Consider the following 12621-nt stretch of genomic DNA (forward strand, 5'->3'; position numbering starts at 1 on the left):
TCGGCTATGTGCCGCAGAAGGCGTCGCTGTTCCGCGGGACGATCGAGGACAATGTACGGTTCGGCAACGATGGGATCACAGACGAGCAGGTGCGCCATGCGCTCGTCACTGCGCAGGCAGCCGACTTCGTCGATGCCCGCGAGGAGGGCTCGGCGAGCGAGGTCAGTCAGGGCGGCGGCAATCTGTCGGGCGGCCAAAAGCAGCGGCTATCGATCGCTCGGGCGCTCGCGCGGCGGGCGGACATCTACCTGTTCGACGACAGCTTCTCGGCGCTCGACTACAAGACCGACGCCCGGCTGCGGGCCGCGCTGCGACAGGAGCTGCGCCACGCGGTCGTGCTAATCGTCGCGCAGCGGATCAGCACCGTCGAGGGAGCTGATCAGATCATCGTGCTCAACGAAGGCCGGCTGGCCGGCGTCGGCACGCATGACGAGCTGCTGGCGACCAACGAGGTCTATCAGGAGATCGTCGCATCCCAGCAGACGAAGGAGGAGAGCGCATGAGCGGACCAAGAGGAGGAGGACCCGGCGGACCCGGCGGCGCGGCCATGAGGCCGGGGGAAAAGCCCAAGGACGCCAAGAAGACGCTGCGTCGTCTGATGGGTTATCTCAAGCCGATGCGACTGCGGCTCTTGACGATTGCGCTGCTTGCGTTGCTCGGCACCTTATTTAATGTCATTAGCCCCAAGCTGCTCGGCGATGCCACAACCTCGCTGTACGAGAGCTTTACGACCGGCAGCGGCGTCGACTTCGACTTTTTGAATCGCCTCTTGCTGCTGCTCGCGGGTCTGTATCTGGCCTCGGCCGTATTTACATTTCTGCAGCAGTATGTGATGGCCGGCGTCGCCCAGACGACGATCGCCAGCCTCCGCAAGGAGGTCAACGAGAAACTGTCGCGGCTGCCGCTTCGATACTTCGACAAGCACGCTCATGGCGATCTGCTCAGCCGCGCGGTCAACGATATCGACAACATCAACAACTCGCTGCAGCAGGCGCTCATGCAGATTATCACCTCAATCATCACGGTTGTCGGCATCATCATCATGATGCTGTGGATCAGCCCGTGGCTAACCTTGGTGACGCTGCTCACCTTGCCGCTCAGCGCGCTGATCATCCGCTTCATCGCCTCGCGCTCGCAAAAGCAGTTTATCCGCCAGCAAGCGGAGATTGGCGGCGTCAATGGTCATATCGAGGAGATGTATAGCGGTCATCAGGTGGTGAAGGCATACGGATACGAGAAGCAGGCGATCGGCTCGTTTGATCAGATGAACGACCGGCTGTTCCAGGCGAACTGGCGGGCGCAGTTTTTCTCGGGCTTGATGATGCCGCTCATGATGTTCGTCAGCAACATTGGCTATGTCGTCGTGACGATCGTCGGCGCGATCCTGGTGCTCGGCAATGGTATCTCGCTCGGCGGCGTGCAGGCGTTCATCCAGTATACGCAGCAGCTCAATCAGCCGCTCATCCAGGCTGCCGGCATCTCCAATATGATCCAGACGGCGCTCGCCTCGGCGGAGCGGGTGTTCACGCTGCTCGATGAAGAGGAGGAGCAGCGCGAGACGCCGGCGAAGCTCCAACCAGGCGCCATCGACGGACGGGTGACGTTCCGCGATGTCAGCTTCGGCTATGAGGCAGGCCAGCCGATCATCCGCGGGCTCAATCTGGCTGCGGAGGAGGGGCAGACGATCGCGATCGTCGGTCCGACCGGCGCCGGCAAGACGACGATGATCAATCTGCTGATGCGGTTCTACGAGATCGACGGCGGCAGTCTGCATATCGGCCAGACCGACTATCGCCAGATGAGCCGCGAGCAGGTGCGCTCCGAGTATGCGATGGTCATCCAGGATACGTGGCTATTCAACGGCACGATCCGCGACAATATAGCCTATGGCAAGGAAGGCTCGACCGAGCAGGAGGTCATCGCAGCAGCCCGGGCGGCCTATGCCGACGACTTCATCCGCAAGCTGCCTGACGGGTACGATACCGTGCTCGGCGAGGATGCGACCAACATCTCGCAGGGGCAGCGTCAGCTGCTGACGATCGCTCGGGCGATCATCTCCGATCCGCGCATCCTCATCCTCGACGAGGCGACGAGCAGCGTCGATACGCGCACCGAGATGAATATCCAGCGGGCGATGAAGGCGATCATGCACGGACGCACCAGCTTCGTCATCGCGCATCGACTGTCGACGATCAAGGATGCCGATCTGATCCTCGTCATGAATCAGGGCGAGATTATCGAGCAAGGCACGCATCATGAGCTGCTGGAGCAGCATGGCTTCTATGCGGAGCTGTACAACAGCCAGTTCCTGGAGCCGGAGCCCGAGTTGGCTTAGATCGCAGCGCGATTGAGCTGGTACGATAAGTTTCAGGCGGGACAACGAAACTCGAATGACGGAGGTACGAATGGAACAGGAGCAAGGACGGTTCTACGGCGACTGCGAGCGCTGCTTTGGGCTATGCTGCATCGCGCTGCCGTTCGCCAAGTCGGCGGACTTCTCGATGAACAAGGCGTCCGGCGAGCCATGCCGGAACTTGCAGGGGGACTACCGGTGCGGCATCCATACGCAGCTGCGCGATCGCGGCTTGCGGGGCTGCACGGTATACGACTGCCACGGCGCAGGGCAATACCTGTCGCAGGTCACGTTCGGCGGCCGCTCGCCGCTGGCGCACCCGGAGGAGGCCGCGCAGATGTATGCGCTGCTGCCGGTCATGCAGCAGCTCCACGAGATGCTGCTCTACCTGGGGCAGGCGCTGACGCTGCCTGCTGCGGCGGAGCTGGAGCGCGAGCTGCGCGAAGCGCTCGCGGAGACGGAAGCGCGCACGCAGCTGTCCGTCGAAGCGCTACTGGCGCTCGACGTGGCTGCGCATCGCGCCAGCGTCGGCCAGCTGCTGCGCCGCGTCAGCGTGCGCGTGCGGTCGGCCGCACTGCAGGCGAGCGCGGGGAGCGGAGGCGGTGCGCTGCGCGCGGGAAGCGCGGGCGGCTCGAGTCGAGCGGAAAGCGTAGATGGAGCGGGGCGAGAAAGAAGCGCGGATGGCGAGCAGCGAGGAGGAAGCGCGGATGGTGCGAGGCGCCAGGCTGCGGGGAATCGGCCTGGCACGGACGATGCTGGCAAACGCGGGCGCGACGCCGGAAGAGAGCGTATGTCTGGACGCGGACAAGCAACCGAGCATGGGAGTAGTGGCAGCCGCAGGCAAGTAGCGGAGCATGGGAACAGCAATGGCAGGCACCGGCGCCAGGCAGGCCGCGCGCTGAGCGGCGATTATATCGGCGCTAGCCTGCGTGGCGCCGACTTGCTCGGCGCGGATTTGCGCGGGGCGTTTATGATCGCCGCCGACCTGCGCGATGCTGATCTGCGGTCTGCCGATCTGCTGGGCGCTGACTTGCGGGACGCGGACCTGCGCGGCGCTGACCTACGAGACAGCCTCTTCCTGACGCGCCTGCAGGTCCGCTCCGCCAAGGGCGACGCGCGCACGCGCCTGCCAGCCGGGCTCGAGCGGCCGGAGCATTGGAGCGGGGCGTAGGCGTCGGGCGAAGTGCCAGCGATAGTCGCTGGGCGGTCCGCGTGCCGAATAACTCTACAAACTAGAGTTACAGTGGTGCGTCGGGCAATCCGCGTTCCAAATAACTCTACAAACTAGAGTTACAGCGGCGCGTCGGTCGGTCCGCATGCCGAATAACTCTACAAATTAGAGTTACAGCGGCGCGTCGGTCGGTCCGCGTGCCGAATAACTCTACAAATTAGAGTTACGCTGGCGCATCGGGCGGTCCGTAGCCCGGTTGCCTGGTACTTGATAGCTGATGGCGATGGTCTTGGTCTCATTTGCATCGGATGACGATGTTTATGCGGTTTTCGCGCATGACCTGTCCGAGGGTTGCCAAAAGCGCAGCGATTCGGTATGGTGTTATGAAGGTATTTTTACATAACAGGACACGGAGGCGTACCCAGATGCACATCAGACCGGCTACCGATACAGATATTCCACAGCTCGTCGAGGTGTGGGAGCGAGGTTCGCTGATCGCGCATGACTTTATACCGGCCTCGTACTGGCGAGGTCAGCGCGAGGCAATGGCTGAGCAGTATCTGCCTGCGGCAGAGACATACGTGATCGTGGGTAGCGATGGAGAGTCACCGGCAGGCTTCCTTTCTCTGATGGACTCCCGCGTGGCGGCCCTGTTCGTCGAACCAGAGGCGCAGGGGCGCGGTCTCGGGCGAGAGTTGTTGCGACATGCCATGACGCTGCGCGATAGCCTGGACTTACAGGTGTATCAGAAGAATGAAACGGCGGTTCAATTTTACAAAAGACAAGGCTTTGTCGTCACGGACAACTGCACAGATCCGAACACTGGCGAGGCTGAGTATGTGATGGCCTGGTCGCAGCAAGCTTCGGGCTAGCTGTGGCCTGTATGGCAATTATGCAAGCAGCCCCGTCGGTCGCATTGACCGGCGGGGCCTTGCGTCTCTCCTTACTTCATCATAGATGCGCCTGCTCCATAGCAAGGGTGTACTCTCGAAAGGAAATACCAGCGATGCCTATTTTATTGTTCGTTATTGCTATCGTGCTGGCCTCGCTTAATATGAGGCCTGTCATCACATCCGTGCCGCCGCTCATGGGCGCATTCCAGGATGAGCTCGGCATGAGCGGCCTGGCTGTCAGCTTGCTAACCTCAATTCCGGTGCTTTGCATGGGGGTATTCGCACCGCTCGCCGTGACTTTTGGCCGCCGCTTCGGCACCGAGCGCTCGATCCTTGGAGCGATGGCGCTGATCGGCGTCGCTACAGGGATTCGGGCTTTTGCCACGTCGGCGCCGCTGCTTATCTTGACAGCGTTCCTGTCCGGTGTCGGCGTCGGCATCGCCGGACCGCTGCTCTCGGGCTTCATCCGCCAGCGCTTCGCCAAGAGCTCGCTCATGATCAGCGTCTACTCGGCATCTCTTGTGCTCGGCGCGGCGGTGGCCGCAGGGCTGTCGGTGCCGCTCTACGAATGGCTGGGCGGCTCCTGGCAGCAGGCGCTGGCAAGCTGGGGCTTGCTGGCCGCTGCCGCCGTCCTCTGCTGGGGGATGGTGGCAGCCCGTCCGGCTCCGGTAACTCCGAGTGCAACTGGCTACCGGCTGCCGCTAGGGGACAAACAAGCGTGGATGCTCACGATGATGTTTGGCCTGATGGCAGGCATCTTCTATTCCATGACAGCTTGGCTAGCGCCGATCGCTGAGTCGATGGGCTATACCAAGCAGCAGGGCGGCGTCATCCTCACCGTGTTTACGCTGATCCAACTGCCGATGAGTTTCATCATTAGCTGGCTCGCTGCCAAGTTTCAGCGACTGGCATTATGGCTCGTCCTGTGCAGCGTTAGCGAGTTGGTCGGCCTGGCTGTCCTGCTCGCGGGCGGTTCGCCGCTGCTCGGCGGCTTGCTGGTCGGGATCGGCGCCGGGGGATTATTCCCGCTCATGCTGCTGCTCCCGTTCATCGTGACCCGGCGTCCCGAGGAGGTGAGCTCCTGGTCGGCGCTCAACCAGGGCGGCGGATATTTCCTCGGTGCGGCGGGGCCGCTGCTGATCGGACGCGCACTCGACTGGACGGGCAATTATCAGCTCGCCCTGTACGGACTCACTGCTGCTGTCCTCGTCATGATGACGCTGCAGATCATCGTTGGGGGCAGCCTGCAAGCAAAAATCTCGATCCGCTCCGGCGACTGAGGCATTTCCGGGAGCGCTCGTCTCCCGGCGCTCGTCGTTACGTTCTTCATCGCGCTTTCGCTGCGGGTTCGGGTTGGTCCCCGTTGTATCAGGTCGCATTGCTCCTGCATCGGACTGCAGTTCCGATTATCGGGACACCACTCAGACCGTGCCTTCTCTACTTGAGAGGAGGCACGGTCTCTTTGCCATTAACACAGCAGCGTTCCTTTCTTCCCTTAACGCCCCGGAACCGCCACCTCGACCCGCAGCAGCGCACCTTCCTTCCCCTAGCGCCCCAGCCAGAAGCGCTGCCGTCTCGCCCCGAAGCGTAACCTCGCTTCACCTCCTACAACCAGGCTTAGCCACCCACAGGGGTAGACAGATGCATCATGCAGACAGATGCATCATGCGTCGGGAGTGGGAGAGATGCATCATCGCCATCCCTTACTGCGAATAGGCAGCGCGGGGCACCAGCCGTTACGATGGAGGCAATCAATCGAGGGAGGTGGATGCCCGTGACTGTACCGGAGGTTGCCTCAGCGAACGGGGGCGTGCAGCAGCCCCAGCAGCCCGCGCCCGATCGGGACGCATTGAGGAAGCCGCGCAAAGGCGGCTGGAGGGAGGTCTGGCGACAGCTCAAGCAGAGCCGATACTATTATGCCATGTTCGTCATTCCGTTTTTGTTCTTCATCATCTTCTGCTACATTCCCATGTTCGGCATCGTCATCGCATTCAAAAACTATAACGTCTTCGACGGCATCGCCGGCAGTCCGTGGGTGGGCCTCCAGCATTTCCGGAATTTCCTGTCGGACCCGTACTTCTACAAGCTTATCCGCAACACGGTGCTGATCGGCTTCTACCAGATTCTGTTTGCCTTCCCGGCGCCGATTATCCTCGCGCTGCTGCTCAACGAGCTGCGGCACGCGCTGTTCAAGCGCTTCGTGCAGACGGTCAGCTACTTGCCGCATTTCTTATCGACGGTCGTCGTCTGCGGCATTATCGTCAACTTCGCCTCATTCGAGGGGCTGATCAACCAGTTCCTCGGCGTGCTCGGGATGGAGCCGATCCACTTCCTGATGATGCCGGAGTGGTTCCGCACGATCTACATTAGCTCGGAGATCTGGCAAGGCATCGGCTGGGGCTCGATCATCTTCCTGGCGGCGCTCTCCGGCATCGATAGCCAGCTGTACGAGGCGGCGACGATCGACGGGGCGAATCGGTGGCGGCAGATGTGGCATGTGACGCTGCCCGGCATCGCGCCGACGATTATCATCATGCTGCTGTTCAGCATCGGCGCGATTATGGCGGTGTCCTTCGAGAAGGTGCTGCTGCTCTCCAACGGCTCCAACTTCGAGACGGCCGACATTATCTCGACCTATGTGTACCGGCGGGGTCTGGTGTCGAGCGACTTCAGCTATGCGACGGCCGTCGGCCTGTTCAACTCGGTCGTGGCGCTCGTGTTCCTGACGATCGGCAACACGCTCAGTCGCCGCGTCAGCGAGACCAGCCTATGGTAAGCGTCAGTATGGCAAACGTGAGTAGGGCACACGAGAGGAGGCGAGGAGGATGAGACGCTCGCTAGGCAGCCGGCTCTTCGATGGAGCCAATATCATCTTCATGCTGGCGCTGGTATTCGTCACGTTTTATCCCATCTACTATATCTTCATCGTCTCGGTCAGCGGCGGCAGCGCCGTCATGCGCGGCGAGGTCGGCTTCTGGCCGGTGGACTTCAACTGGCAGACGTACCGTCTCGTATTTCAGGACCCGTCGATCGGACGCTCCTATCTGAACACGATCCTCTATACGAGCGTCGGCACGGCGATCAATCTGATCTGCACGACGCTGTGCGCGTATCCGCTCTCGAAGCGGGACTTTTACGGACGCGGTTTCTTTACGCTGATGATCGTCTTCACGATGTTTTTCAGCGGCGGTCTCATCCCGTCCTACCTGCTCGTGCAGAAGCTAGGGATGATGAACACGATGTGGGCGCTCGTCATCCCCGGCGCGATCAGCGTCTGGAACATGATCATTATGCGGACGTTTTTCCAAGGCATCCCGAACGAGCTGTACGAATCGGCGGCGCTCGACGGCGCCTCCGAGCTCACCTCGCTGGTGCGGATCACGCTGCCGCTCTCCAAGCCGGTGATGGCGACGATGGCGATGTTCTACGCGGTCGGCCACTGGAACAGCTTTTTCCCGGCGATGATCTACCTCGATGAGAAGGCCAAGTTCCCGCTACAGATCATCCTGCGCAACATGGTCGTGATGGGCGAGATGTCCAGCCAGTCGCAGGAGATCAGCGGCGTCTATGCGGCCGTGACGGCGACCAATATCAAGTACGCGGTCATCGTCATCGCTGTCGTGCCGATCCTGATGATCTATCCGTTCATTCAGAAGTACTTCGTCAAAGGCGTCATGGTAGGCTCTCTGAAAGGGTAAACGCGGTTGTTCTGTCTCCCGCCTGGCGGGCAAGTGACAGCCGCTTCCAGCAAGAAGCCGGTTGACCTGGCGGGAGGCTCGAATAATAATAACTTATAAGAGGACAGGGGCGATCCAACAATGGCAAAGCGCAAAGGGTACTGGATGACGCTGTGCATCGTCTTCACGTTGCTCATCTCCGCATGCAGCGGCGGCGCGGGCAATGGAGCAGGCAGCAACGGCGGAGGCAATGGGGGCGGCAATGCGGGACAGACGCCAGGCGCGTCGACGCCGCAGCAGGAAGGACCAAAGCAAGTGACGGTGCGAATGATGCGGGGCGAAAATCCGTCCCAGGTTATCAAGACCGACACGCCGGTGCTGCGCGAGATTGCCCGGCAGACGGGCGTGACGATCAAGCTCGAGCCGGTGCCCGGCAGCAACTATGTCGACAAGAAGCGGGCGCTGCTGGCGACCAACAACATTCCGGATATTATGGGCGTGGAGTCCAAGGAAGTGGCCGAGTTCGCGGGGACGGGGATGTTCGTCGTCATCTCGGACTATCTCGATCAGTTGCCCAATCTGAAGGCGGCGATCGAGGAGAACCCGGAGATCAACAAGCTGTTCATCGACGGCAAGCTGTACTCGCTGCCGATCACGGAGAAGTTCAAGATTCAAGGCGGCAAGACGCTGCTGATGCGGATGGATATATTGGAGGAGCTGGGGCTGGCGGCGCCGACGACCTTCGACGAGTTGTACGAGGTGCTGGCGGCGATGAAGCAGGCGCATCCCGAATCCTATCCGTGGACGACGCGCGGCATGTCCTTCATGGATGCGTTCTCATTTGGGATGGGCAGCGGCTACGGCATGACGCTTGATCCGGACAGCGACACGTACTTCTATGGCACCAACAAGCCGGAGTTCAAGGACGTGCTGACCTATCTGAACCGGCTGTACAAGGAAAAGCTGCTCGATCCCGACTTCGCGGTCAATACCAAGCAGAACTGGGATGAGAAGCTGAGCACGGGCAAGTCGTTTTTCTACTATGACAATAATCAGTTCGCGGTTAACTATAATACGACGTTGCAGGAGACCGACCCGGATGCGCGCTTCGACCGGCTGCCTTATCTGGCCAATGCGAAGGGGCAAATCCGCGGCTGGCTGTATCCGAAGGGCTGGCTCGTCGACAACTACGTCATCAGCTCCAAGACGAAGGACCCCGAGGCGCTGCTGCAAATGTTCGACTGGATGTACGGCGAGGAGGGCACGACGGTGACCAACTACGGCGTCGAGGGCGAGACGTATGAGCTGGTGGATGGTCAGCCGCAGATCAAGCCGGAGGTGCTGGAGCAGTACAAGGACGCTGCCGATCCGGCGCGCGTCATGATGTCGGAGATCGGCGCGGGACTGCTGGCGCTGGCCGTGCGGGTGGATGAAGGGCCGACCAAGCAGATGGCGCCGCCGGATCTCGTCCGCTGGGGCGAGGAGCTGGTGGCCGACCCGGGCGCCGTCATCGTGCCGGGACTGGCGCCATCCTTCACCGAGGAGGAGAACGAGCGGATCAAGGATTATACGACCAAGCTGTCCGTGCTCGAGCAGGATGTCGTGAAGTTCATCATCGGCACCAAGCCGCTGGAGGAGTTCGACGCCTGGGCTGCGGCAATGTCCGAAGCCGGAGCGGAGCAGTTGGAGCAGATTTATAACGACGCATACAAACGGACGTCCTAATCTGATTGACGACTGAGGGGAGGAACTTGAGATGACGAAGTGGCTCGCTTTGCTAAGCGTGAACAAGTTGTTTTTCAAGATCCTCCTCTATTTTCTGTCGCTGCTGATGCTGGTCATCATTATCGGCGTGTTCTCGTATACCAACTATGTCAACGAGTTCAAGCGGGATTATCAGGATAAGCTGACGATGAACCTGCAATCCTCGGCCGACGCTATCGACGGTTATCTGCAGATGATCCACGAATCCGGCGTCGGCTTCTTCGGCGATCCTGTCGTCAAGCGGCTGCTCAAGCCCCGAGACGCCTATACCGAGGCCGACCTGGGCGAGCTGCAGCTATTGCCGCAGAGCGTCGGACGCACGAGCTACAGTCTCAACCGGTTCATCGACGAGGTGTTCGTCTATGCCGATGACCGGAGCGTATTTACGGGGAGCGGTCTCAACAACTTCGACTCGTTTTTCGGCAAGTTCTACCGTTATCTCGATTATGATGCCGACTATTGGCGCGAGCAGTTGGACAGCCGCTCGTCCATCGACATCCTCTATCCGACGACCGTGCACAATTCGTTCGGGACGAAGCGGGTCATCTCCTTCATCGCGACGAATCGGGACAGCGCCTATCCAGCTGTGATGGTGGCGACGATACGCGAGCGCATGCTGCTGCGGACGATGGAGGTTATCCTGGACAGCGGGGTCAATCAGGTCGTCGTCGTCGATGCGCAGGGGGAGCGCGTGCTTAGCTCGGACCCCGACTTCGCGGCGGATGAGGCGCTCCGGGTCATCCGGGGCGAATCCGGCGGCGTGGCGGAGCTGCCTGCTCGTGCGGATGGGGAACTGCCTGATCGAAGGGATGCGAAGGTTCGCCTCGCGTCGGCCGAGCAGGAGTTGCATAGGGCGAGCGAGAGCATGATGAGTGGGGACCCGGCGCTGCAGCTGGCGCAAGAGGTGAGCGTGTACAGCGATGCGGGGACGGGACTGCGGCAGACAGGTCTGGCGGCAGTAGGAGTGGAGACGGATGCGCAGATCGCGACCGCTGCGAGAGCGGATGTAAGTGCGGAGCAGGAGTCGCGCTTGGAGAGCGACAGCGGGATACCGGCAGACCCGGCAACCGAGCTGCGAGTCGGCGCTGTCTCCTACACTGTCGCCTCGGTGACGAGCGGACTGTACGGTTGGACGTATTACGCCTTCACCCCGGTCGACGAATATCGGCGTCAGGCTTCCGGGATGCTCGACTTGATCGTGGGCATTTGCGTGCTGCTGTGCGTGATCGGCGGGCTATTCTCGTTTGTCTTCTCCTTCCGCATCTACAACCCGATCCGCAAGCTAGGCGAGGTGCTGGCCCATGAGGAGAGCGGGCTCAACTGGGGCGAGCAGAGCCGCGCCCATGCCGGCGACCTGCAACGGATCGGCAGCGGCATCCATGAGCTGATCTCCTATCGACTGCGCTACCAGCACGAGCTGCATGCGCTCACCCAGGAGTATCTCGATCAGTCGCTGATCCAGCTCATGCACGGCATCGAGCGGCGAGCCGAGCAGGATGAGGAGCTGGTGCGGACGATGCGGCAGCGGCTCGCCTTTGACCAATCGGGCTACGTCTGTCTGGTCGTCTCGGTAGAGTTCCTGCCGCCGTTCTATCAGGACATCCAGGATGTCGATCGGATCGTCATCCAGAGCAAGCTCAAGAAGATCATCGACGGGCTGCTCCGCGACTTCATGACGATCTACGTGCTCGAGTCTGGCAAAAACAACTTCCTATGCGTCGTCAACACCGCCGCAGACGGTGCACGCAGCAGCATCGAGCAAGGGCTGGAGCGGCTGGTGCAGACCTTCATCCATGACTGGGCTTACTGTCGCATCCACATCGGCGTCGGCAAGCATCATGAGGAGCTGCAGGGCATCACCCGCTCGTATCGCGAGGCGCTGACGGCGCTGCATACGATCGAGGACGGCCCGCCGTTCATGGTCCGATATGCCGACGATCCGGGCAGCGCCGGAGGAGCTGGAGGAACTGGCGGCGCGCACTATTCGTTCGCCGATGAGAACCGGCTGCTCAATCTGCTCAAGATCGGTGACAAGGACGGTCTGACCGGTCTGACCGAGGAGCTGCTGGAGCGCTCGGAGAAGCGGAGCGCGCCGTATCGGGTGCGGGCGCTGCTGCTCGGCGAGATGTACGAGACGGCGCTGCGCTACTCCCGCGAGCGGGGCATGGACCCCGAGGAGCTGCTCGCGGGCGAGGAGCATGCGCGGATCGCTAGCGCCTGCGAGCGGCCGGAGGACCTGGGGCAGAGCCGCGCCTTGCTGCTGCGGCTGTTGCACGCGATCGCCGACGAGGAGGCGGGCAGCCAGCGGCCGCCCGGCCGCTCGGCCGAGCTGGCGCAGACGATCCGCCAGTATGTCGAAGCGCATTACACCTCGGATCTGTATCTGGAGTCGATCGCCGAGCAGATGGGCGTCTCGATGAAGTACGCTTCGCGCGTATTCAAGGGCAAGTACGATATGAATCTGACGGATTACATCAGTTGGCTGCGGATCGAGCGGGCCAAGGAGCTGCTGGCGGGCGAGCAGACGATCGCGGAGGTGTCGGAGCAGTGCGGATTTTACAACCGGACGACGTTCCTCCGCACCTTCAAGCGGCTTGAAGGCGTCTCGCCCAACGATTATCGCAAGCTGATACGAAAGGATGAGGGACGTGACCAAGGGACACCTTCCTGAAGGAGGGCATTATCGCAATGCGATCGGCATGGAGCTGCTGCGCATCGAGCCGGGGAGCTACGACAGAGGCAGCGAGAGCGGCGATCTCGACG

At 61.4% G+C, this 12621-nt stretch carries 9 protein-coding genes; all 9 read left to right on the plus strand.

What is annotated here, in order from left to right; translation table 11 throughout:
• Positions 1–503: ATP-binding cassette domain-containing protein (locus PA598K_RS38010; protein ID WP_260405453.1), on the plus strand; the 503-nt coding region annotated here is incomplete at its 5' end.
• Entirely contained in the window at positions 500–2335 is a 1836-nt protein-coding gene (locus tag PA598K_RS16890) for an ABC transporter ATP-binding protein (RefSeq protein ID WP_128658091.1), read from the plus strand. The genes PA598K_RS38010 and PA598K_RS16890, both read left to right, overlap by 4 nt.
• Before the next feature lie 70 nt (positions 2336–2405).
• On the plus strand, positions 2406–3524 hold the full coding sequence (locus PA598K_RS16895; RefSeq protein WP_260405454.1) for a pentapeptide repeat-containing protein: 1119 nt from the start codon (positions 2406–2408) through the stop codon (positions 3522–3524).
• A gap of 425 nt (positions 3525–3949) precedes the next feature.
• A complete protein-coding gene (locus tag PA598K_RS16900; protein ID WP_185602039.1) occupies positions 3950–4396 on the plus strand; it encodes a GNAT family N-acetyltransferase in 447 nt (148 codons plus the stop codon).
• Between the two features lie 134 nt (positions 4397–4530).
• On the plus strand, positions 4531–5697 hold the full coding sequence (locus tag PA598K_RS16905) for an MFS transporter (RefSeq protein ID WP_128658093.1): 1167 nt from the start codon (positions 4531–4533) through the stop codon (positions 5695–5697).
• Between the two features lie 488 nt (positions 5698–6185).
• Positions 6186–7193, plus strand: a complete 1008-nt coding sequence (locus PA598K_RS16910) for an ABC transporter permease (protein WP_128658094.1) — start codon at positions 6186–6188, stop codon at positions 7191–7193.
• 49 nt (positions 7194–7242) lie between these two features.
• On the plus strand, positions 7243–8115 hold the full coding sequence (locus PA598K_RS16915) for a carbohydrate ABC transporter permease (protein WP_128658095.1): 873 nt from the start codon (positions 7243–7245) through the stop codon (positions 8113–8115).
• A 120-nt stretch (positions 8116–8235) separates the two neighbouring features.
• Positions 8236–9819, plus strand: a complete 1584-nt coding sequence (locus PA598K_RS16920) for an extracellular solute-binding protein (RefSeq protein ID WP_128658096.1) — start codon at positions 8236–8238, stop codon at positions 9817–9819.
• A 31-nt stretch (positions 9820–9850) separates the two neighbouring features.
• On the plus strand, positions 9851–12529 hold the full coding sequence (locus tag PA598K_RS16925) for a helix-turn-helix domain-containing protein (RefSeq protein WP_128658097.1): 2679 nt from the start codon (positions 9851–9853) through the stop codon (positions 12527–12529).
• Positions 12530–12621 lie beyond the last annotated feature (92 nt).

The sequence above is a fragment of the Paenibacillus sp. 598K genome (assembly GCF_003851045.1).
Classification (GTDB): Bacteria; Bacillota; Bacilli; order Paenibacillales; family Paenibacillaceae; genus Paenibacillus_D.

Coding starts and splice junctions, on each gene's coding strand:
- PA598K_RS16895 (WP_260405454.1), top strand. CDS start 2,406: ATGGAACAGGAGCAAGGACGGTTCTACGGCGACTGCGAGCGCTGCTTT.
- PA598K_RS16925 (WP_128658097.1), top strand. CDS start 9,851: ATGACGAAGTGGCTCGCTTTGCTAAGCGTGAACAAGTTGTTTTTCAAG.
- PA598K_RS16915 (WP_128658095.1), top strand. CDS start 7,243: ATGAGACGCTCGCTAGGCAGCCGGCTCTTCGATGGAGCCAATATCATC.
- PA598K_RS16910 (WP_128658094.1), top strand. CDS start 6,186: ATGCCCGTGACTGTACCGGAGGTTGCCTCAGCGAACGGGGGCGTGCAG.
- PA598K_RS16890 (WP_128658091.1), top strand. CDS start 500: ATGAGCGGACCAAGAGGAGGAGGACCCGGCGGACCCGGCGGCGCGGCC.
- PA598K_RS16900 (WP_185602039.1), top strand. CDS start 3,950: ATGCACATCAGACCGGCTACCGATACAGATATTCCACAGCTCGTCGAG.
- PA598K_RS16920 (WP_128658096.1), top strand. CDS start 8,236: ATGGCAAAGCGCAAAGGGTACTGGATGACGCTGTGCATCGTCTTCACG.
- PA598K_RS16905 (WP_128658093.1), top strand. CDS start 4,531: ATGCCTATTTTATTGTTCGTTATTGCTATCGTGCTGGCCTCGCTTAAT.